This window comes from Chryseobacterium sp. SG20098, from assembly GCF_031844745.1.
Lineage (GTDB): Bacteria > Bacteroidota > Bacteroidia > Flavobacteriales > Weeksellaceae > Chryseobacterium > Chryseobacterium cucumeris.
The window spans coordinates 3,630,903-3,655,005 of record NZ_CP134622.1; the positions used below are offsets into that span (position 1 = coordinate 3,630,903).

At 37.6% G+C, this 24,103-nt stretch carries 16 protein-coding genes; 1 reads left to right on the plus strand and 15 read right to left on the minus strand.

Going from position 1 to position 24,103, the window contains the following annotated elements:
- Positions 1-197: 197 nt before the first annotated feature.
- The 15 genes from nadC to RHP76_RS16710 form a co-directional block, all read right to left on the minus strand.
- Entirely contained in the window at positions 198-1,058 is an 861-nt protein-coding gene (gene nadC, locus RHP76_RS16640; protein WP_120232506.1) for a carboxylating nicotinate-nucleotide diphosphorylase, read from the minus strand.
- Positions 1,059-1,070: 12 nt separating this feature from the next.
- Positions 1,071-2,642, minus strand: a complete 1,572-nt coding sequence (gene nadB, locus RHP76_RS16645) for an L-aspartate oxidase (RefSeq protein ID WP_311228617.1) — start codon at positions 2,640-2,642, stop codon at positions 1,071-1,073.
- A gap of 29 nt (positions 2,643-2,671) precedes the next feature.
- Entirely contained in the window at positions 2,672-3,298 is a 627-nt protein-coding gene (locus RHP76_RS16650) for an NAD(P)H-dependent oxidoreductase (RefSeq protein ID WP_034691525.1), read from the minus strand.
- A 122-nt stretch (positions 3,299-3,420) separates the two neighbouring features.
- Positions 3,421-5,679: an FIDD domain-containing protein gene (locus RHP76_RS16655; RefSeq protein WP_311228618.1), complete on the minus strand. Its 2,259-nt coding sequence runs from the start codon at positions 5,677-5,679 to the stop codon at positions 3,421-3,423.
- A 155-nt stretch (positions 5,680-5,834) separates the two neighbouring features.
- On the minus strand, positions 5,835-8,093 hold the full coding sequence (locus RHP76_RS16660) for an FIDD domain-containing protein (protein ID WP_311228619.1): 2,259 nt from the start codon (positions 8,091-8,093) through the stop codon (positions 5,835-5,837).
- Positions 8,094-8,258: 165 nt separating this feature from the next.
- Positions 8,259-8,735: a ribonuclease HI gene (gene rnhA / locus RHP76_RS16665; protein ID WP_062673348.1), complete on the minus strand. Its 477-nt coding sequence runs from the start codon at positions 8,733-8,735 to the stop codon at positions 8,259-8,261.
- 69 nt (positions 8,736-8,804) lie between these two features.
- A complete protein-coding gene (dnaB, locus tag RHP76_RS16670; RefSeq protein WP_062673350.1) occupies positions 8,805-10,394 on the minus strand; it encodes a replicative DNA helicase in 1,590 nt (529 codons plus the stop codon).
- 154 nt (positions 10,395-10,548) lie between these two features.
- Positions 10,549-12,696: an FIDD domain-containing protein gene (locus RHP76_RS16675; RefSeq protein WP_228432337.1), complete on the minus strand. Its 2,148-nt coding sequence runs from the start codon at positions 12,694-12,696 to the stop codon at positions 10,549-10,551.
- A 99-nt stretch (positions 12,697-12,795) separates the two neighbouring features.
- A complete protein-coding gene (locus tag RHP76_RS16680; RefSeq protein ID WP_062673354.1) occupies positions 12,796-14,868 on the minus strand; it encodes an FIDD domain-containing protein in 2,073 nt (690 codons plus the stop codon).
- Positions 14,869-15,035: 167 nt separating this feature from the next.
- Positions 15,036-15,641, minus strand: a complete 606-nt coding sequence (locus RHP76_RS16685; protein WP_147367596.1) for a tetratricopeptide repeat protein — start codon at positions 15,639-15,641, stop codon at positions 15,036-15,038.
- 304 nt (positions 15,642-15,945) lie between these two features.
- Positions 15,946-17,181: an MFS transporter gene (locus tag RHP76_RS16690; protein WP_062673358.1), complete on the minus strand. Its 1,236-nt coding sequence runs from the start codon at positions 17,179-17,181 to the stop codon at positions 15,946-15,948.
- Between the two features lie 92 nt (positions 17,182-17,273).
- Complete coding sequence (locus RHP76_RS16695) at positions 17,274-17,636, minus strand: hypothetical protein (RefSeq protein ID WP_062673360.1); 363 nt, start codon at positions 17,634-17,636, stop codon at positions 17,274-17,276.
- Between the two features lie 69 nt (positions 17,637-17,705).
- Positions 17,706-19,205, minus strand: a complete 1,500-nt coding sequence (locus RHP76_RS16700) for a GH3 auxin-responsive promoter family protein (protein WP_311228620.1) — start codon at positions 19,203-19,205, stop codon at positions 17,706-17,708.
- Positions 19,206-19,339: 134 nt separating this feature from the next.
- A complete protein-coding gene (locus RHP76_RS16705) occupies positions 19,340-19,636 on the minus strand; it encodes a hypothetical protein (protein WP_034691510.1) in 297 nt (98 codons plus the stop codon).
- Positions 19,637-19,817: 181 nt separating this feature from the next.
- Positions 19,818-20,213, minus strand: coding sequence for a hypothetical protein (locus RHP76_RS16710; protein WP_062673364.1), 396 nt, complete (start codon positions 20,211-20,213; stop codon positions 19,818-19,820).
- Positions 20,214-20,463: 250 nt separating this feature from the next.
- Between RHP76_RS16710 and mfd the strand changes: the two genes are divergently transcribed.
- Positions 20,464-23,832, plus strand: a complete 3,369-nt coding sequence (gene mfd, locus RHP76_RS16715) for a transcription-repair coupling factor (protein ID WP_311228621.1) — start codon at positions 20,464-20,466, stop codon at positions 23,830-23,832.
- Positions 23,833-24,103: the final 271 nt, after the last annotated feature.

Genomic DNA, 24,103 nt, shown 5'->3' on the forward strand with positions numbered 1-24,103 from the left:
ATAATTAGATTTAATTTTCTGCAAAATTCGCAAAATAAAATTTAACTATTATTAACTCAATGTTAATTTTTAATAAGTCTTAATAATGTTAAAGTGTTAAAAATCAGTATTATGGCTAAAAATTGAATTTTTGTATGAAAAAAGTCATGTTATTGAATTTTTAACAAAGTGGGGGTGTTTTTGTTAAAAATTCAACGCTATTTCACTGCTTTGAGACTCAGATCTATATTCTCAGCAGAGTGTGTAAGGGCTCCTACAGAGATATAGGTAACGCCTGTGGATGCAATTTCTTTCAGCATATCGCGGGTAATTCCTCCCGAGGCTTCAGATTCACAAGAGCCATTGATCATTTTTACAGCCTCTTTCATTGTTTTTACATCCATATTATCGAGCATGATTCTGTCGACCTTTGCGTTAATGGCTTCCCGAACTTCTTCAAGGTTTCTGGTCTCAACCTCTATTTTTAACTTTTTCTTATTCTTTTTAACGTAATCTTTTGCCATTGCCACGGCATTGGTAATGCTTCCGTTGTAATCAATATGATTATCTTTCAGCATAATCATATCATAAAGACCATATCTGTGATTGGTTCCGCCGCCAATAGCTACCGCCCATTTTTCGCACATTCTGAAGTTGGGAGTTGTTTTTCTTGTATCTAAAAGTTTAGTTTTTGTACCTACTAATCTGGAATCCCATTCATGGGTAAGGGTGGCAATACCACTCATTCTCTGCATGCAGTTAAGAACAAATCTTTCAGTAGAAAGGATGGATCTTGCACTTCCTGTAACAGTAAGGGCAACGTCTCCGAATTTACAGGGAGTTCCATCTTTAATGAAAACTTCCACTTTAAGATTTTTGTCAAATGTCTTGAAAATGATTTCTGCCAATTCAACACCTGCAAGAATACAGTCCTGTTTCACTAAAAGCTTAGCACTTTGTACAAGGTCCTGTGGAATAGTAGATAGGGTAGAGTGGTCTCCATCCTGAATATCTTCCTCAAGTGCGTTTTTTATGAATGTTTTTAATGCTTTATCTGTAACGTATGCTGGTCTTTTCATTATATTATGCTTTTAAGCTAAATCTTTATTATAAAACGCTCCTTTATTCTCTGTCATTTCCATAGACTGGGTAATGATGAGGTGCGCAACGGTTGTTAAGTTTCTTAATTCCGAAAGTTGTGGTGAAAGAATGGAATAGTGGTAGATTTCATCCACAGCGGCTGCAATTTCCTGGTGTTTTTGAAGTGCCATATTCAGACGTCTGTTACTTCTTACAATACCAACAAGATCACTCATCATTTCCTGAAGTTGTTTTCTCAGATAGCTGACGATAACCATTTCGTCCATGATCTTCATACCTTCTTCATTCCATTCCGGAACGGCTTTCAGATCATCAAAGTTGAAATTGTTTTCATTAAGAAGATCTACCGTTTTCATAGCTGCATTATGACCGAAAACCAAGCCTTCAAGAAGTGAGTTTGAAGCAAGCCTGTTGGCGCCATGAAGTCCTGAGTTGGTACATTCTCCTACTGCAAAAAGATTTCTGATGGAAGATTGTCCGTCCCTGTCTACTTCAATTCCACCCATCAGATAATGGCAGGCTGGAACGACAGGAATCAATTGAGTGAAAGGATCAATTCCTTCGTCTTTGCATTTTTTATAAATATTCGGGAAATGTTCTAAGAATTTTTCATGGTTCATTTCCTTGCAATCCAAGCCAACAAATTCGTCTCCGGTAATTTTCATTTCGGCATCGATGGCTCTTGCAACAATATCTCTTGAGGCCAATTCTTCACGTTCATCATATTTATGCATGAATTTTTCACCTCTTTTGGTTCTTAATTTTGCTCCATCTCCACGAACGGCTTCTGAAATTAAAAACAACATTCCATCCATTTTGCTGTAAAGAGCGGTTGGGTGGAACTGGTAATATTGCATATTGGAAACCTTTCCTTTGGCACGGGCAACGAAAGCAATTCCGTCTCCGGTTGCAATTGTAGGATTGGTAGTATTTTTATAAACATGTCCGGCACCTCCTGTAGCAACCAGTGTTATTTTAGAAGTAATTTTTTTGATGGTTTTGGATTTCTCGTCCAGAATATAAGCCCCGTAGCAGTGGATGTCTCCTTCATTAAGTTCTTTTCCCGGAACGTGGTGCTGAGTAATGATGTCAATGACATAATGATGATCAAGAATTTCAATATTAGGGCTGTTATTGGCTGTTTCCAGCAAAGCTCTTTCGATTTCAAAACCTGTGATATCTTTATGATGGACGATTCTGTTTTCAGTATGACCGCCTTCTCTTCCTAAAGCGAATTTGCCGTTCTTCATATCGAACTGTGCTCCCCATTCTACAATTTCATTGAATCGTGCAGGAGCTTCTCTTACCACCATCTCTACGACATTACGTTTATTTTCTCCGTCACCGGCACGCATCGTGTCGTCAATATGTTTTTGAAAATTGTCATTTTGAAAATCTGTAACGACAGCGAGACCGCCTTGTGCATATTTGGTATTGCTTTCGTCTTCGTCAGACTTGGTTACAATAATGATTTTGGCATCAGGGTGCTGTTCAGAAACTTTAATGGCATAGGAAAGTCCGGAAATGCCGGAACCAATTACTAATACATCCGCTTTTATCATATGCTGGCTTTAGGTACAATCGTTTAAGATTAAATAAATTTAAACAATTTTTCGTTTGGTTTTCTTACTTTTTTCATGTGCTGGAAGTGATCTTCTTCAGAACGGTAACCTAAAGCGAGGGTAACAGTTACTTTTTCTGTTTCAGGATCGGTATTCAGAATTTCTTCTATAAGATCCTGACGGAAGCCTTCCATCGGGCAGGAATCTATATTTTCAATAGCGGCGGCATACATAAGATTGGCCAATACTATATAAGACTGTTTTTCTGCCCAGTTGAAAATTTCATCATGTGTTTTCTGGTTGATATGCTGATTAATGCTGTTTCTGAAAGGGTCCAGTGTTTCCATAGGAGTATTTCTTACTTCAGAAATATGATTAAAATACCCTCGGATATAGTTCTCTTCTATCACTTTTTTTGAAATAATAACAATAAGATGAGAACAGGTGGAAATCTGAGATGGATTATAAAAAGCAGGAATTAATTTCTGTTTCATCTCTTCACTTTCAACAACCACAATTTTATAAGGCTGAAGTCCCAGCGAACTGGCAGACAGCTTTCCTGACTCAAGAATGTTGTGAAGAGTTTCCTGAGGAATAATCTGATGATTGAATTTTTTTACAGAATATCTTCTGCTTAAAGCTTCCAAATAATTCATACGACAAATTTAAGAATTGAATATGAATAAAGAGTCTTTAAAATGAAATATCTCCTGCCTGTTCATACAAAAAAATCACCCCGACCGGCGGGGTGATTCTTTTGATGTGGTGGAACGTGTAATTATTCTCTGTTTTTTACAACAATCCAGCCTGAGAATTTTATCGGAGTACTGTTTTTATTATTTTCATTCCATGAAACAGAATACCAATAGTTTCCTGTAGGGACTTTTTTATGTCCATTGGTAGTTCCTGCCCATTTGTAGCCATTGGTTTTATCGGCCTGGAACATTTTATAACCATATCTGTCGAAGATGGCAATTTCCAGATTTTGTTTATTGGCTAATGCGGAGTAATCAACAAAATCATTGATTCCATCATCATTAGGTGTAATTATATTAATAAGATTCGGTACTGTAATATTAACTTCAACAGGAACGCAATTGTAGGCATCTCTTACATATACTTTAGCTTCTCCTCTTGCAATATTGGTAAACACATTGGAATCCTGCCAGTTGATATTATCCATAGAATACTGATAAGGAGGAGTTCCACCGTTAGCATATACTGTTACCGTACTTCCAGAAATGTCAACCGTGGTAATAACAGGATTGTCGGAAGGATATACTGTTACTTTTTGTGTGGCAATACAATCTCCGGTTTTCAGTTTAACCCAGTAAGTACCTACTCCTACATTCTTGATGGATTGTGTGGTTGCTCCTGTGCTCCATTCATAGCTTTTGAATCCGGCTCCCGCATCTAATGTTGTGGTGTTTTCAATACAAATTGTCTTGTCAAGTAAAGTTCTTGAATAAACAGGAGGTATTACAGTTAAAGTAACTTTAGCAATAGAATAGCATCCATTTCCATTAAAAACTTTAATATAAACAACTCCATTAGGAGCAATGTATGCTGCCGGAGTTGAGATGGCATTAGTTCCACTGATAGCATCTGTCAACGATGGATAATATTCTTTTGTCAGTCCGCCCTGGGAAACAACAGCTCCTGTAAGGTTAAAAGAAGCCATAGATGGATTGGTTTCAATGAAACATGATTTGAGTTCAACGTCATTAACAACTACTACTGGGTAAATATTCAGTGTAATTTTAGAAGTACTGACACAACCCTGAGGTGTGGTTACTTTTACATATATTGTCGCTGGAGCAGAAGCATAGGCAGAAGGATTTGTTATCTGGTTCGTACCGTTATTCAGGTCGTATAAAGTAGGATAGAATTCTTTGGTAACTCCGGCAACAGTTGTTACAGCAGCAGTATTGAGGTCAAAGGTTGCTGTTCCTGCATTGTTATTATTACATCCGCTGAGAGTAGCATCTGTTGCTGCGAATGGCGTAGGGTTAAGCTGAATAACACCATCACCATTATCACAAAGAGTAGACGTAGGATCTTTTACCACCACCTTAATCGTTGTATTTCCGGAATACTGGAAACTTGTAGGATTGGCAATAGGAGTAGAACTTCCCAATACATAATAAGTGAAAATATAATTTCCGGGATTATTTACAAATTGAGAATTATAAGAAGTAAGGTCTACTGTACCATTTCCGGTAGCTGGATTTGTACAAACAAATGGAGTTATGGTATTGCTTAAAATAGGAACTTTATCTACATATACTTTAACGTCTTTAATAGAATGTCTTGCACTGGCACCTCCGGTTGCTGCAGAGAAACCAAAATATCCCTGTGACATTCCCACTGCTCCTCCGGAAGGAGCAAAAGACTGATCTACGATAAGAACTCCGTTTATTCTTACTTTGATAATCCAGTTTGTAGGGTTGGTAAGGTCTGTTTCGCCATTTACTTCAACGTGTCTGTAGGTGTCTCCTACAAACGGCTGGGTAGCAATAAGGTCCGGAGAGTGGAATGTGCTTCCCGGAGTGGTGTTGAACTCGATATTATTACCTGCTGTGTTATTGGTACCATAAAGAATGTGAACTTTACTCATCTGGCCTTCAGTGGTATTGTTGAAAATATCAAAACCAACCATGAGCCCTGAAGCATTGGCAGGAATTCCCAGACCTCCTCCTGATACAAATCCTGTTGGCGGATTGGCAAGATACCAGAAAGTAAAGCCGTCTCCTTTTCCAAACTGAGTGGTTCCGTTTCCGTCAATTCTGAAATCGAATTCCACTTTCCATTTATCACAATAGCTTAAGGTAATAGGAGTGGATAATTTTACAGCTCCATATCTGCTGGTTTGATCAGTGGTAAGTCTTACAAAGTCTCCGCTTACTATAGCGTCAGAGACCAGATCCCAGCCTGTCGTATTGACAGGGTTTCCGGTAAGTTGATAGGTTTGCGAAAGAAATCTTCCCGGCAGGCATAATAAGATAGTCAGTAAAAAAATGAGTATATCTTTTTTCATAGTGGATGGATTATGATGTTATTGTTTTTTTGATATAAAATTGTTTTTGTGTTTACATTATTGATGATAAGCAGCGTCCGGCCTCAATCTGGTTGGGCAAATCCTGTTTTTTAATACCGAAACTACCCCAAATGAGGTAGTTTCTGATAGTAATTTTATTCTCTGTTTTTAACCAATACCCAGCCTGAGTATTTAGTTTCAGTATTGTCTTTGTTGTTTTCGTTCCATGAAATGGTGTACCAGTAAGTTCCTGTAAGAACTTTTTTACCGGAAGCAGTTCCGTCCCATGTAAAGTTTCTCATTTTTCCGGCTTCATACAATTTGTTGCCATATCTGTCGTAAACAATAAATATCAGATTTTTCTTGTAAGCCAGTGCTGAGTAATCAATGAAATCATTCACGTTGTCGCCGTTTGGAGTGATAGCATTAATCAGGTTAGGAACAGTAATCTGAACTTCAACAGGTGTGCAATTGTAAAAATCTTTTACATAAACTCTTACTTCGCCCCTTGCTAAACCTGTGAATATGTTGCCAGGCTGCCAGTTCATTCCATCCAGAGAAAACTGATACGGAGGAGTTCCGCCTGCTACATTTACTGTTATGGTGTTGTTGTCAATATCAATGCTGGAAATCACCGGATTTGCAGATGCTTTTACATTGACAGTCTGCGTAGTGATACAGTTGCCGGTTTTCAATTTTACCCAATAACTACCAACACCTACATCTTTGATAGATGAAGTTGTTGCTCCGGTGCTCCATTCATAGCCGTCAAATCCAGGTCCTGCATCCAGATCTGTTTTTTCTCCGATACAAATGATTTTGTCTTTCAGAACAGAAGAGGTTACAGGTGGTAATACAATAAGGTTGATTTTAGCAATATTAAAGCATCCGGTGGCATCTGTCACTTTAGCGTACACTGCAGTACTTGTAGATAAATACTGGAGAGGATTCATAATTTCGTTGGTACCGTCTAAAGCATTGGCGATGGATGTGTAGTATTTTTTTGCAGTGCCTGCTCCTAAAGTAGTAACATCTGCGGTTGTCAAGTTAAAGATAGCACTCGTAATATTATTTTCAATGAAACATGATCTTAGAGTAGCTTCTTTCACAGGAGTGTCCGGATAGAATGCAAGGGTAATTTTTGCTGAACCTGTACATCCCTGAGGAGTTGTTACTTTTACATAAACAGCTCCGGGAGCAGATAGATAGTTGTCAGGATTTTGAATCTCATTCGTATCGGCGTTGAGGTCTGCTAACGTTTTATAATATTTTTTTGTAACTCCCGGAACATTGGTCACCGCTGCTGTATTCAGATTGAAAGCTGCTGTTCCTGCTTTGTTATTATTACATACCGTAATCGTTTTGTCTTCCGCTTTGAAAGGAGCAAGAACCAATAAAATTTTACCATCCGGGTTATCACAAAGTAGTCCTGCATTATCTTTAATAACAACTGTTACTGTTGAGTTAGCATTGAATTGATAATTGGTGGGATTCGCAATAGGTGTGGAGCTTCCAAATGGATAATAGGTAAATGTATAATTGGAAGGATTGCTGACAAACTGTGAATTGAAAGAAGTCAGGTTTACGGATCCGTATCCGGTTGTAGGATTAGGACAGAATGACTGTGTTGCCGAATTCTGTAAAATAGGAACCTTATCCGTATAAATTTTTACATTTTTAATGGAATGTCTGGATCTTGCACCTCCTGTAGAAGCTGAAAAACCAAAATATCCTACAGTCATTGCAGCAGCAGCACCTGAAGGCGCAAAAGACTGATTGCAAATTACATTACCGTCTATTGTTATTTTTATAATCCAGCTGGTAGGAGCTGCAGGATCTACCTGTGCCGTTACTTCAACGTGTTTAAAAGTTGTTCCCTGAAAAGGCTGTGTAGTATTCAGATCCGGAGAGTGGAAAGAACTTCCGGGAACATTGAAAAATTCGACGTTATTGCTGTCAGTGGTGTTTTGAACCAGTCCATAACCAACGTGTACCTTACTCATGGTAGCAGTGGTGGTATTGTTATAAGTGTCAAGTCCTACAACAAGTCCTACAGCATTTTGAGATACTCCAAGTCCTGAGCCTAATACACTAGCTACCGGAGGGTTGGCAAGGTACCAGAAGGCAATTCCATCTCCATTGGAGGTTTGGTTGGAATCCATCCTGAAATCAAATTCCACTCTCCATTTGTCGCAATATTTTAAATTAATGGGGTCATTCAGCCTGATAGAACCGGATTGGTTGTTGGTGTCCGGGGTCAGCTGAATAAAATCTGTGTTTACCTGAGTAGGGGAGACCATCGTCCATCCGGTAGTATTCACTGGATTTCCGATAAGCTGATAAGTTTGAGCGCAGGACTTTCCAGCTATACAGAGTAAGAAAACAGATAAATACAATAATAGATTTTTATTCATTTATAATGGGACTTAGATTAATATGTAAAGATATTAAATCCCAATTAAATAATATGTATTTAATGTTAATCTTGCTTAAATTTTAATAATATTTTAAAAAAATACTATAAATTATGATATAATGCTGAATATTGCAGTAGCTAATACGTATTTGTATTAATTAAATTAAAATAAGGAATTGTTATCTAAACTCTCAAAATAGGTATCAATTTCGAGATCTGAGGAACTGGCTGCTGCTACGGCTAATTTATCGCAAAGTTCGTTTTCAAAATGTCCGGCATGACCTTTTACCCAATGCATTTTCGGGTTGTGTTTGTTGTAGAGTTCAATGAATTTTTTCCAGAGATCAGGGTTTTTTACATTCTTCCAGCCTCTCTTGATCCATCCGGCAATCCAGTTTTGGTTGATGGCGTCAGATACATATTTACTGTCGGTATACACATGGATGTCATTTTCTGTAGATTTCAGTTTTTCCAATGCAGTGATGACCGCCAGAAGCTCCATTCTGTTGTTGGTGGTTTTTCTAAAACCTTTGGAAAATGTTTTCTGGTAATTTTTTTCAGGAACGCGCATAAGAATTCCATATCCGCCTTTTCCCGGGTTTCCGCTGCAAGCTCCGTCCGTATAAATTTCGATTCTCAAATCTGCTTTTTAATAATTGATGTATTGACTGTAAAATTAAACTGAATTGATCTGAATTTTAATCTTTGCTTAAAAAGGGAAGTCATCATCGTCATCAAAGTCATTCATGGAAGACCCTGAAAGTTTTGAACTATCCGGAAGATCAAATGCTGCTCCTGGCTGGATCGTTGTTTTGATCTTGTCAAATCCGCTTGGCTCTCCGAAGTTGGAAGGATATCCTCCTCCGGCACCACTGTCAAACGCTGCTTCAATATCACCGAATTTTGCAAAATGTTTCAGGAATGATAATCTTACATCTGCTGTAGCACCATTTCTGTGTTTTGCAATGATCAATTCGGCCTGGTTTTCTGTAGAAGTTTCCTGTCCTTCTTCGTCATTATCCCAAACCGTAATTTTATAATACTCCGGTCTGAAGATGAAAGATACGATATCTGCATCCTGCTCAATTGCTCCGGATTCCCTCAGGTCTGAAAGCTGAGGTCTTTTTCCAGGTCGGGCTTCCACACTTCTTGAAAGCTGTGACAGGGCAATGACCGGTACGTTAAGTTCTTTTGCAATTGCTTTTAATGAACGTGAAATCATGGAAATCTCCTGTTCACGGTTTCCAACTCCTTTTCCGCTGCTACTACCTGCGGTCATCAGCTGAAGGTAGTCGACCATGATAAGTCTTACTCCATGCTGCATTACCAGTCTTCGGCATTTTGCACGGAAGTCGAATATGGAAAGGGAAGGTGTTTCATCAATATATAAAGGAGCGTTCTCCAATTCAGATACATTGGAGAATAGTCTTTGCCATTCTTCATCATCCAGGGTTCCTTTTCTTAATTTTTCTGATGAGATTCTTGTTTCGGAAGCAATCATTCTGGTAATAAGCTGTACCGAGGCCATCTCGAGAGAGAACAGAGCCATAGGAATTTTGTGCCCTACTGCAATATTTCTTGCCATGGAAAGCAGGAATGCTGTTTTACCCATCGCGGGACGGGCTGCAATAATGATAAGGTCAGAATTCTGCCAACCACCGGTTTCCTTATCCACATCTCTGAATCCTGAAGGAACTCCGGAAAGTCCTTGTTTATCTTTTAAAGATTTAATGGTATCAATGGCTTGTTTTACCAATGAGTTGGCAGTATCGAATCCTTTCTTAATCGTTCCGTTGGTAATCTCGAAGAAAGACTGCTCTGCCTTGTCCAGAAGTTCAAAAACATCTGTCGATTCCTTGTAAGAAGAATCAATAACATTAGCAGAAACATTAATAAGACTTCTTAAAATATACTTTTCAAGAATAACACGTACGTGATATTCGATATGGGCAGATGAACTTACTCCCATTGTAAGATCAATGATGTAGTGATCACCTCCTGCCTGACTCAGTTTGTCTTCTTTTTTTAAATCCTGAATAATCGTCATTAAGTCTACCGGGTGGTTGCCTTCATACAATTTTAAGATAGTAGAAAAGATGACCTGATGTCTGGGATCATAAAACACCTCCGGAGTAAGAAGGTCAATGGAATGGTCAAGACCTTTTTTGTCAATCAAAAAAGTTCCGATAACCAGTCTTTCAAAGTCCACTGCATTGGGAGGCATTTTTCCATCCGCAATAGACAATTCTTTTGCAAAGTTTCCGTGTGTCAGGGATGATAATGTTTCTTTCTGCGCCATGATGCAAAGATAGTTTATTTAAAAAATAATAGAAAAATAGTATTCAACAAATTATTAGCAGTCTTTCGTAAAATGCTGTAAACAGGAGGTTGGACTTGTTGATAAAAAAAATCACCTCAGTCTGAGGTGATTTTTCAAAAAGATGAAGTAAAACTTATTCTTTATTTTTTACCAATACCCATCCTGAATATTTGGTTTCGGTATTGTCTTTATTGTTTTCGTTCCACGAGATCGTGTACCAGTAAGTTCCGGTTAGGATTTTCTTACCAAATGCTGTTCCGTCCCAAGTGAAGTTATTCATTTTGTTAGCTTCATGAAGTTTGTTTCCATATCTGTCATATACAATGAAGATAAGGTTTTTCTTGTAAGCTAATGCTGAGTAATCAATAACATCATTTACATTATCTCCGTTCGGAGTAATCGCGTTGATAAGATTAGGGACAGTCACGGTTACCTGAATAGGCGTACAGTTATAAGTATCTTTTACATATATCGTATTTTCTCCTCTAGGAAGTCCTGTGAATACATTGGAGTCCTGCCAGTTAACACCATCAATAGAATATTTGTAAGGAGGAACTCCCCCTGAAGCTGTTACTGTGATGTTGTTGTTGGTAATTTCGATTCCTGAAACCACTGGCTGAAGGCTTGGATGTACACGTACTTCCTGAAGTGTGAAGCATTTTCCTGTCTGAAGTTTTACCCAATAAACCCCAACTCCTACGTTGTTGATAGATTGTGTAGTTTCACCTGTGCTCCATTCGTAGCTTACAAATCCAGGTCCTGCGTCCAAAGAGGTTTTGGCTTCAGCACAAATTGTCTTATCTTTTAATACCGCTGATTTTACCGGAGGCAATACAATCAGTTCTATTTTAGCAATTGAATAACACTGTTTGTCATTATCTACTCTTGCATATACTGTTTTGCTTTCTGAAAGATAGTTTAATGCTGCTATAATAGGGTTTGTCTGTGCTTTAGCATCAGCTACAGTTGTATAATATTTAATGGTAGTTCCGGTAGGTGTTGGAACAGCTACTCCGATGTCAGCCTTGGAAAGATCAAATGTTGAACGGGTAACGTCATTATCAATATAACAGTTTTGAAGTACAGCATCTTTCAGTACAACTGATGGGTAGAATAATAATCTGATAGTAGTAGTTGCGATACATCCGAAAGAAGAAATTACTTTTACATATACGGTTGATTCAGCAGAAACGTAGTTGGTAGGATCTGTAATTTCATTAATTTCAGCATTCATATCCGCAACCGTAGCATAATACTTAATGGTTGCTCCGGCTCCTCCAAATACATTGGCTGTTGTTAAGTTATATTTTGCAGTACCCGCTCCGTTGTTGTTACAGGAGTATAAGGTAGCCGAATTGGCAGAAATACCCACATTCACAAACTTGAACTTTCCGGTTATGAAACATCCGTTGATAGGGTTGCTCGGATTGGTAGGATCCTGATACACAATTCTGTAATAATATGTTGTAACTCCGTCTACAGTGGCTACCGTAAGTGGATTTTGTCCTGTAAGGGCATCGTTGGTTGTTTTGTGATAAGTAACCTTGAAGTTGGGGCTGTTACCATTAATAATTGCTGCAGATAATGTTGTAAAATCAAACTGGGTAGGCAGCGCACAAACCATTACCTGATTAGGATCATTAGGAGCTGCTCCCGGAATTCCAGGCGCGATAAATGGGTTAGGCGAAAGAACAGGATCGTTAAATGCAGAACTTAAGCTTGCCGTTCCTGTCCATTCTAAAGAAAAACCATTAACGGATCTACTGAAGTTGTCAATAACCAGATAATAAGTCTGGCCAACCAATACATCCATATAGGGACTCCATTTACCATTGTTCATACTGGATGTAACACCTGGTGGATTGGTAGGGAATACGGCTGGTGGAGCAAGAGTCAGATCGAGACCTGTATCTCCTGAAGTGCCGCTATAGTTACATCTTATGGGTTGTATGAAAACGTGATCCGCATTCTGTAACGAAGCACAGCCGTTAGCTGTTGGTCCGTAAACTGCAAAATCATAATCATCATCCTGATCGTTAGGTTTTATTGTAAATGCCAGTGTTCCTGGTGTGGATACTGTAAAAGTGTACCAAACTGTATATCTTTCATTGGTACTGAGGCATCCACCGTTTTGGTTAAGAATTTCTATTATATTCCCCGGGCCCGAAGGGGTGTATGAAATGTCAGAATTACCACAGATGGGAATTGCTGTGACACAATCTGACTGTGAATAGGCCATTTGCGCTATCAATAAAATAAAAAGAAGTAATATTTTTTTCATTGTTAAAACTTTTTTGTTAAACAAACTTGAAATCAATAAATTTTTATCATTATTTGTAAAAGAAAAAGCCGCCAAAGCGGCTTTTTATATTGTGGTGTTTTATTCTCTGTTTTTTACAACAATCCAACCTGAAAACTTGAAAGGAGTATTCTTTTTGTCATTCTCGTTCCATGTTACAGAATACCAGTAGGTACCTGTTGGTATGTTCTTGCCACCAATTTTACCATCCCATTTATAACCATTGGATTTGTCTCCCTGGTGGATTTTTGTTCCGTATCTGTCAAAGATACTCAAAATAAGATTCTGTTTATCAGCCATAGCAGAATAATCCACTACGTCATTCACACCATCTCCGTTTGGAGTAATCATATTGATAAGGTTAGGAACCACTACTGCAACTTCAATTGGCTCGCAGTCATAAGCATCTTTTACATAGACTTTGTAAGTTCCTCTTGCTACATTGGAGAATACATTAGAAGGTTGCCATAAAATCTTATCCATAGAATACTGATAATCCGGTGTTCCTCCAATAACATTGATTGTCAATGTAGTATTGTTAATGTCGATATTTGTTACAACTGGTTGCTCAGAAGGATAAACGGTTACCTTTTGAGTGGCAACACATTCACCTGTTTTCAATTTTACCCAGTAAACGCCTACTCCTACATCTTTAATAGACTGTGTTGTTGCTCCTGTGCTCCATTCGTAGCTTTTGAATCCAGGTCCGGCATCTAAAGTGGTCGTGTCTTCCATGCAGATAATTTTGTCTTTCAGAACACTGGATGTTACTGGAGCAATTACAGTTAAACCAATTTTTACCACTACATAACATCCTCTGGTGTCGGATACTCTTACATATACTAAGCCGCTTGGTGCAATATAATTAGCATTTAAAATTTGGTTGGTTTCATCTATTGCGTCTGTTAGTGAAGGGAAGTATTTTTTAGTGATCCCTGCCTGTGGTGTAATTACAGCAGCGTTATCCAAGTTGAATAAAGCTGTAGAAGGATTGGCTTCAATAAAGCATGATCTCAATTCAGCATCTTTTGCAATGATTTGCGGATAGAATTTAAGGGTAATTTCTGCAATATCACTACATCCAAATGCAGAAGTTACTTTTACATATATTTTACCTTCAGCAGAAACAAACTGATAGATGTTGGTGATCTCATTGATTGAGTTATTCAGATCATATAATGTGTAATAGTATTTTTTAGTTGCCGTTGGATCAGCAAAAACTGCAGCAGTGGTAAGATCATACGTTGCCGTACCTGCATTGTTGTTGTTACAGCTTGTCAGCGTTACATCGGTAGCGGTGATTGTACCATCTTTAAATTTAAATTTACCAGTCTGTCTACATTTATTAATGGGGCTGTTGGGGTTAGTCGGGTCAGTATAGTTGATACTGTAGAAATAAACTCCAACAGGAGTAACTGTTTGAGGTCCAACAAGAGGGTTGTTACCTGTTAAAGCATCATTCTGACTTGTGTGGTAGCTAATGTTGAAGTTAGGGTTACCATTAAGAATTCCTGCGGATAATGATGCGAAATCAAAAGTCGCCGGATTTGAACAGATCACTACTTCTCTTGGGTCAGCAGGATTAGCTCCTGGAATTCCCGGTGGGATAAATGGATGAGGCTGTATATTCGGATCAGTGAACGGAGAAGACAAAGTAGCTGTTCCACCCCATGATAATTTGAATCCGTTAGCTGTTTCTCTGTGGTTATTTACAATGATATAGTAAGTCTGACCAGGCAGTACATCCATGTATTTTACCCATTTATCTCCTGTTGCATCCTCACTAAGGTCAGTAGCGGTCATATTAAGACCTGTATTTCCACTTAGTCCGGAATAAGAACAACGTATAGGAGTTCCTAGGTTTCCGCAAGATTTGTTGGGTCCATATACTCCAAAGTCATAATCATCTCCCTGGTCGTTAGGGATGATTTCGAAAGTAAGGGTTCCTCCTGTAGCGATGGTAAAAGAATACCATACGGAGTACTTCTCGTTAGAAGTTAAACATCCACCCAGGTTTTCTGCAATGTCTCCATGCCCGCCTGGTGTATATGAAATGTCAGAGTTACCGCAGACTGCCATTGCAGTGCCACAATCTGATTGTGCAAATAAAATATGTGAAAATATGAGTAATAAAACAAGTAATGTTTTTTTCATGAGAATTAATTTTTAAAACAAATATTAAATGTGTTTAATTATTAAAAAATGCTGTTTTATCTGATACAAAATACTGTTTATCAAAATATTCAATGAATTTTCAGGTTTTCGTATTAAAAAAAACTGATCGTCCCAATTTACTCGGGAGATCATACATTTTTTTACTGTTAATTTGTTCCGATCAGCTGTTTTCCCCAAGTAGGTGAACTTGATGAGGCGTCTGACATTTCAAATTCTTTGGCTGCTTTTTGATAGAACTTTATAGCTTCTGTCTTGTTCCCTTGCTTTTCAGCTATTTCCGCTTTTAAAAAAGAAAGTCTTGGATTATTCTTTAAAGTTGTTTCCGCTTTAGCCATAAAGCCTGTAGCCGTTTTTAGTTCCTTTTGAGGATCTGCAGCTGTTTTTATTCTTATTTTCTGAAAATGAATAAGAGCAAGAAGAAGATTGACCTCTCCATTATTTTTTTCCGAAGCAAGAGCCTGCATTGCAAGTTTTCTGGCAGATTCATTAGGTTCTCCAAGAGGGCTGTTCGGACTATTCTTTAAAAGGAAATTGGTTTTAAGATACAATGCTGCTGCTGCATAGTAATTAGCCTGCCATTTTTCTGAAGTTTTAGCTTGTGAAAACTTAGAAAAAAGCATATCATAGTCATTTTCTGTTTTAGCATTATTGAATTGTAAAACAGATTGTTGTAAGGTTTGGTCTGAAAAGAATTGAGCATTCATCAGAGAACCTGTCATGAGAAAGCTCAAAATTAGTAAAAGTTTAGTCATAGGGGGATATTTTATGAAGCAAATATAAAAAATTATTAACGTTAAATTAAAGATTTTGAGATATATTTAATGAAAGTAACATATTGGTTTTAAATGTGGTATTTTATTCTGTTGATTAAATTATATGAAGATCGTAAAGATATATATAGTTTTGATGAATATTTCTGGTTTAATTCTTTTATAAATTTTTAAAAAACAGCTATAAAACAAAAATCAGAATAGAAAACGTTCTATTCTGATTTTAAGTATTTCGAATTCTTATTTTTTTTTGTATCAGATTTTAAATGATTTGATAAACAATAAGTTAATATTGCATCTTTCTCAATTTAGGATTGGTGCTTCCAACAACAAGGGCCACTAAAACGGTCATACAGCCTCCGAATACCACAGAGCGCACAACGCCCAGGAGTTTGGCCATAAGTCCACTTTCGAACTGTCCCATTTCATTGCTTGACATGATGAAAATTGAATTCACACTCAGAACACGACCTCTTATATGATCCGGTGTTTTTAACTGTACAATGGTGCCTCGGATAACCACGGAAATTCCATCCAGCATCCCGCTCATCACCAGGAACATAAAAGACAGCCAGTATAATTTTGAGAGTCCGAATCCAATAATGCATAGCCCGAATCCTGTAACCACAGCAAGAAGTATTTTCCCCTGATTTTTGCGAAGGGGAACAATAGATAAAATAGTAATAATACACATTGAACCAATGTCTGAAGCTGCATTCAGTAAACCGAAACCTTCAGCTCCTGAATTCAGGATGTCTGTTGCAAATACAGGGATCATAGCTACGGCTCCGCCAAAAAGTACTGCAAACATATCAAGACATAGAGCTCCCAGAATCTCCTTGGTCTTAAAAATATAAGAAATTCCTTCACGCATGCTTTCTACTACATTTACTGTTTCTTTTTTGTATTCTGAATGCTGTTTGTGCAGTTGCCAGAAAAATAATGAAGCAACAAATATGAGTGTTAAAATAGCAACGAGAGTCCATTTTACGCCGATAAATCCAATCAGAACACCTCCGATAGCATGTCCGCAAACAGAAGATATCAGGAAAGTAGCCTGGTTCAGCGTTACGGCATTCGGAAGATTTTCCTTCTTTACAATTTTAGGAATCATGGAAGGAACAATAGGACCGATAAAGGCTCTTGCTATCCCTGTGAAAAAGATAACACCATAAATATAATAGGTAATCTGATGACCCGTAAAGTGCATTTCCACATCAAGAAATGCGGGAATCAACAAAAGGCCAATCAGAAAAATATATGCATAATTACAAATGAGTAGCAGTCTCTTTTTTTCATTCATATCAATAACATGTCCCGCATACAGCGCGCAGCTTACCGCAGGAATCACCTCTGAAAGTCCGATAAGGCCTATTGAAAATGGATCTTTTGTTAATTGATATACCCACCATCCAAGTAAAGTGGCAAGCATTCTGAAAGCTAAAACAATAAAAAATCTCCCGGTGAGAAGATTTCTGAACTCAACATTTTGTAATGTTTGTAACGGGGTAAAGGAAATCATGAACAAAAATAGCCCTAAAAATTTATTTAGGGCTATCCATATGACAATTTTTAAAAGATATATTAAATATATCTCAAAAGATAAAATCTATTTTAGTCCGCTCTGGAAGAACTCAATACGATCGCTGCAACACCTGCTGCTCCAATAATCGTAGCTCCTGCGGCAATTCTTGCTTTTCTTCTGTCTTTCACAGCCGCTATATTGGATTTAGGAATAATCACTTCTGTACTATCTTTTTTACCGGCAGTTCCTACAATATTTTCCCCAACGACATTTCTGAATAAGATGGTCTGCTTCGGAGAGCCGTCTCTCATAGTTACTTTATATATTTTTCCGGCTTCAAGATTAGAGTAGTTGTTTTTTGAAATATCTTCGCTGTATTTTGTAGTAGCACAAGATGTAATAACAAATAAAGATGTTAGTAAAGACGATTTCAACAGTACAGATGCTTTCATTATTTTCTTTTAGTTTTTCAAATTTATAATTTTTTTCGAATATACGTTTTTGGAATTGAAAAAATATGATTAAAGTTTGTAAATTTCTAAGAGATTTGCAATCTTTCTGTCATTAGCCAATCTTGGAGTCTTGTTTTGACCTCCTAGTTTTCCCTGGGATTTCGCATATTCATGAAAGGCATTTTTTGCAAGCCTGGTGATTTGTAATTTCTGTAAAATATTTCCCGAAATCAAATCATCATAGTAAGTGTTTCTTGCCCGAAGCTGTTGATCCAATTCATCTCTGAATGCTTCTAAATGCTCAGGTTCTTTTTCAAATTCAATCAGCCATTCGTGATAAGGGAGTCCTTCAGCCGGATTTACCTGTGGAGCCAGATGGAATTCTGTAATCTGTGCAGGATGCTCTTCAAGAGTCGCTTTCATCGCTTCTTCTACCTCGAATGCTATCACATGTTCTCCAAATGCAGAGGTGAAATGTTTGGTTCTCCCGCTTACCAAAACCCTGTATGGGTCTTTGCTGATGAATCTTACAACGTCCCCAATAGAATAAGCCCATAACCCGGAATTGGTCGTAAGAATCAATGCATAATCTTTATGAAGTTCGATTTCTTTTAAAGTTAATCTTCTTGCTCCAGGCTTGCCATATTCTTCCAAAGGAATGAATTCGTAGAAAATTCCATGATTGGTCAATAGCAGTAGTCCTTCTTTGGTGTAATCATCCTGAAAAGCAAAAAAACCTTCAGAAGCAGGGAAAGTCTGAACAATGTCTACTTTGCCTCCCAATAAATCTTCCATTTTATCACGATAAGGTTCATAGTTGACACCCCCTGTTACAATAAGCTGAAGATTGGGGAACAGCTGTTTGATCTTTTTACCATGTTTTTCTGTCAGCTTCTCAAAATACATGATCAGCCATGGTGGAATGCCTGAGATCAGCGTCATATTTTCATGTTCCGTTTCCTCAATAATTTTATCTACTTTGGTTTCCCAGTCTTCTATAATATTGGTTTCCCAGCTCGGCAGACGGTTTTTCTGAAGATAATTAGGAATATGATGGGCTACAATACCGGAAAGCCTTCCTGTTTTTATCCCAAATACTTCTTCCAGTTCCGGGCTGCCCTGAAGGAAAATCATTTTTCCATTCACAAAATCAGCATTATTCTTTTTACTGATATAATGAAATAAAGCACTTTGAGCTCCGGCAATCTGAAAAGGCATTCCTTCTTTGGAAATCGGAATGTACTTGGAACCTGAAGTGGTTCCAGAAGTCTTGGCAAAATACTCCGGCGTTTCCGTCCATAGAATATTGGACTGTCCTTTTTTTACTCTTTCAATATAAGGTTTCAGATCTTCATAATCGGCCACAGGAACTCTGTCCTGAAATTCCTTTACAGAATGAATGTTTTCAAAATCATGTTCCCTCCCAAAAAGTGTTTTTTGAGCTGTTTTCACTAGAGAAAGCAGCAAGTCCTCCTGGTTTTTCTCAGCATTTTTTTTGAAATCCTCCGCTTTCTGAACATGTTTTTTTGCCCAGATCAGCGCTGCATTTTTCTTGAAGAAGTTTAACATGGGTCAAATTTATAAATAAGTAAAGAATCTGGAATCATTTTTACGAAGCTTCATATAAAAAAACCGATGGAACTTGTTCCACCGGCTTTTCGAAATTTGATTATGAAAATAACAACTATATGTTAATGTTATGCTTATTTGTTTGCCTTATACCTTTTGTCGGGAGTACCGTCTTTTTTCAGGTGTTTGTTTTCTTTATATCTCTTATCCGGAGTGCCGTCTTTTTTCATTTTGGCAGCCGGTTGTGCAGGCTTCGCTGCTTTTGCATCCATTGCCGGTTTTGCAGCTTTTACTTCAGCTGGTTTAACAGCTTTTGCTGTAGTTGCTTTTACAGGCGGGTGCGCCGTAGCACCTGTAGCGGGAGCAGTCTGCTGAGCAGTGGCAAGTCCTAATCCAAGGATCAAAGACATTGCAGATAAGAATTTTTTCATAAGAATTATTGTTTGTTTTTTGTTGAATAAAGATATACAAAAAGCAGGCTAGAAAATTTAGATTTTTAAACTTAACTAAAGTTTATTACAGCTTAAAAAAAAATTAAAACACTTCATTTACAATGAAAAAGCCTGTCTTCAAAGATAAAGACAGGCTTGAATAATATATAAATAGACATGGCTAGCGCGTACAATTTGCTGTCCACGTTTTGCCATCCTTGACATACAGAATTTTTAAAACATTATTATCAATTCTGATATAAGAGGTTGCTGTAGAACCAATCATCACCAGAGTATGATCTCCTTCCTGATTAAACTCTATTCCGTTGAGATCCGGAATACTGTTGGAGAACGCGAAATTGTATTTGGTGCCGCTGGCAATCTTTGTTACAAATACACTTCCGTCATCTGTGCTGATGTTGGTAGAACCACCATCATTATAAGAAACCTTTCCTTTGTAGGTTCCTGCAAAAAATTCATTGTTTACAGGGTCGTCATCTTTGCTACATGATGAAAAAGATAATGCTGTGAATACCAACAGCATCATAACTCCTAAGATTTTAATTGCTTTTTTCATAATATTATTCTTAATGTTTGGTTAGTCTGGAAATCCCAAACACTATGCCATGGGTGAGTAGTTGAATTTTTTTAACAGGTTATTAGATAAAATTGTAAAAAATTAAGATTTATGAGGCTAAGTCCTTCATTTCAAACCTTCAGTCTTTCTCTTTTTCTAAGGAAGAGAAAAAATATCCGTACCTTTGTACATCATCAACGGTTTCGGAAAACTCCCGAAATCGCTTTTGTCGTTTATACCATTAGTATTTATGCAGTTAAAATCCATCAATGAAAAGTTCCTTCCAGACCTTATGCAGAAAGAGTTTGGGAAAGAAATTTTTACCCAGTTAGAAAACAGCCAGCATATAGCTGTAAAAGGAAGTGCAGGATCTTCAGTTTCTATTTTTGTGGCTGAACTTTTTTTGGTTCAGAAGAAGAATATTCTTTATCTGGTAGATGATAAGGAAGATGCATTGTACGCCAATACAGAGATGGAAGATCTTCTGGGTAAGGATAAAGTGCTGTATTTTCCGGCCACCCATCTTGAACCTTATCAGGTGGAAAAGACTCAAAATGCCAACCTGGTGTTAAGGACTGAGGTTCTTAATAAAATTAATTCCGGAAGATCTCCAAAAGTGATTGTGGCTTATGCCGGTGCTTTATCTGAAAAGGTTTTGAAAAAAGAAGATTTTAAAGCAATTTCCCATCATATTAAAGTGGGAGATCAGCTGGATTTTGATTTTGTGGATGAACTGCTTAATCATTATCATTTCCAGCAGGCTGATTTCGTTTCCGAACCGGGAGAGTTTTCTGTGAGAGGAGGAATTGTAGACGTGTTTTCCTATTCACACGAAAAACCATATAGAATTACCTTCTTCGGTAATGAAGTGGAAAGTATTAAAACTTTTGATATCGAAACACAGCTTTCGGTAGATAAAGTAAAAGATTTCCAGCTGGTTTCCAATATGAATTTTTCTGTAACGGGAACAAGGGTATCTCTGTTGCAATTATTGCCTAAAGAAAGTTTTGTGGTTTCCAAAAACGGAATGGTGGGAATGCAGAAGATCAGAACATTCTACGAAAAGTCTTTGGAAAAATATGATACATTAAGTAAAGATATTGCCCACAGGACTCCGCAGGAACTTTTTATTTCTGATCAGGAGTTTCTGTTTGATTATAAAAAATTTAAAACAGTTGATTTTGGAGGAATAATTATTGAAGGATTGAAAGAAGTAACCGAAGTTAAAATGGAACAGCTTCCACAGCCTTCTTTTCATAAAAACTTTGAACTACTGATTGAAGATATTGAAGAAAAGCAGAATGGAGGATTTGATACCTGGATTTCTTTTTCAACAGAAAAACAGAAAGAAAGGCTGGAGTCTATCTTTGAAGAGCTTGAACATGAGCTTCCATTTAAAAGTTTTAAGTCTGAACTTCATGAAGGATTTGTAGATAATGGACACAAACTGCTGGTCTATACAGATCATCAGATCTTTGACCGTTATCAGAGATATAAAGCGAAAAATACTTTTGCAAAATCTGAGCAGCTTACCCTGAAAGACCTGATGTCTCTGAAAATAGGGGACTATATCGCTCACATTGACCATGGAATCGGGAAATTTATGGGATTGGTGAAAGTGAATAATGATGGAAAGATTCAGGAATGTTTCAAACTGACCTATAAAAACGGAGACTTATTATATGTAAGCATTCATTCTTTGCATAAGATTTCGAAATACAACGGTCCGGATGGAAGAGAGATCGTTTTGAGTAAACTTGGATCTCCAACATGGAAATCTTTAAAACAGAAAACCAAAGCGAAGGTTAAACAGATTGCTTTTGACCTTATTCAATTATATGCCCAGAGGAAAACGGCGAAAGGTTTTGCTTATACTCCAGATTCCTACCTGCAGAACGAGTTGGAGGCCAGCTTTATTTATGAAGATACTCCAGATCAGGAAAAAGCTACTGTAGATGTAAAGAGAGATATGGAAGCGGATACGGTAATGGACAGGCTTGTATGTGGTGACGTAGGTTTCGGTAAAACGGAAGTTGCAATCAGGGCTGCATTTAAAGCCGCTACAGATGGAAAGCAGGTTGCAGTATTAGTGCCTACAACCATTCTTGCTTTTCAGCATTACAGAAGTTTTAAAGAAAGGCTAAAAGATTTTCCGGTAAATGTTGCTTATGTCAACAGATTCAGGACAGCCAAGCAGAAATCTGAGACTTTAGAGGCTTTAAAGAACGGAAAAGTAGATATTATCATTGGAACGCATCAATTGGTAAGCAGTTCGGTGAAGTTTAAAGATCTTGGTTTATTGATTATTGATGAAGAGCATAAATTCGGAGTTTCAGTAAAAGATAAATTGAAAACCTTGAAGAATAATGTGGATACCCTGACGCTTACGGCGACTCCTATTCCGAGGACGTTACAATTCTCGTTAATGGCTGCAAGGGATTTATCCGTTATCAAAACACCACCGCCAAACAGACAGCCTGTAGATACACAGTTAATCGGATTCAATGAGGAAACGCTTCGTGATGCGGTTTCTTATGAGCTTCAGAGAGACGGTCAGGTATATTTTATCAATAACAGAATTGAAAACCTGAAGGATATTGCAGGGCTTATTCAGAGGCTGGTTCCGGATGCGAGAGTAATTACAGGACATGGGCAGATGGAAGGAAAACAGCTTGAAAAGAATGTACTGGATTTTATGGAAGGGAAATACGACGTTCTTGTGTCTACTACCATTGTAGAAAGTGGGGTAGATGTTCCGAATGCCAATACTATTTTTATCAATGATGCACATCGGTTTGGGATGGCGGATCTGCACCAGATGAGAGGAAGGGTAGGGCGAAGCAACAGAAAAGCATTCTGTTATCTGATCACTCCTCCTTATGACATGATGACCTCCGATACCAGAAAACGTCTGGAAGCTATTGAACAGTTTTCAGATCTGGGAAGCGGTTTCCAGATTGCGATGAAAGATCTGGAGATCCGTGGTGCCGGAGATCTTTTGGGTGCTGAACAAAGTGGGTTTATCAATGAAATGGGTTTTGAAACGTATCAGAAACTAATGCAGGAAGCTTTAGAAGAACTAAAAGATGATGCTGATTTTGAAAGCCTTTTTGAAAATGAAGAAGACAGGCAAAAACTTTTCAAATCTGTAAAGGACGTTAATATTGATACGGATTTAGAGCTGATGTTGCCGGATTCGTATATTTCGAACACAGAAGAAAGGTTGTTGCTCTACCAGAAAATTGCTGAAATCACTAATGAAGCAGATCTTCATCAGTTTGAGCTGGAGCTGATTGACCGTTTCGGAGCATTGCCGAAAGAAGCTGTCAATCTTTTGAAGAGTGTTTCTTTGAAGTGGCTTGCTTCTGATATAGGTTTTGAAAAGATTGTTATGAAAAACGGAGTGTTTTTAGGGTACTTCCCAGGGAATCCTCAGGATAAGTTTTACCAGACAGACAGATTCCGACATATTATTAATTATTTGACCCGAAATCCGACTGAAGCCCAGCTTAAGGAGAAGTCAGGAAAAGAAGGTAATCAGTTGATGATGAGAAAAGAAAGAGTGAAAAATGTAGATGAAGTCAATCTATTGTTGAAAGCAATTATCGAACATGGCTAAATTTATTTTTCCTTTACTGGAAATAGCATCATAATATTATTAGAAACGTGTAAAAAGATTAATTTTTACACGTTTTTTTTGTGATTGTTATCATGTTTTTCTTTTGTAATATTCCTGTTGAAGAGAATTAAGGCTGTTTTTGAGGGGGTGAAATCACTCTCCAATGATAAAAAAAATCCTGTAAATCCCCGTACAGTAAGGGTTTGAGATGTTGTCTAGCTGTTTTTATACATGGAAAGTAGAGTTATGTAGTAATAATTCTACTTTTTAG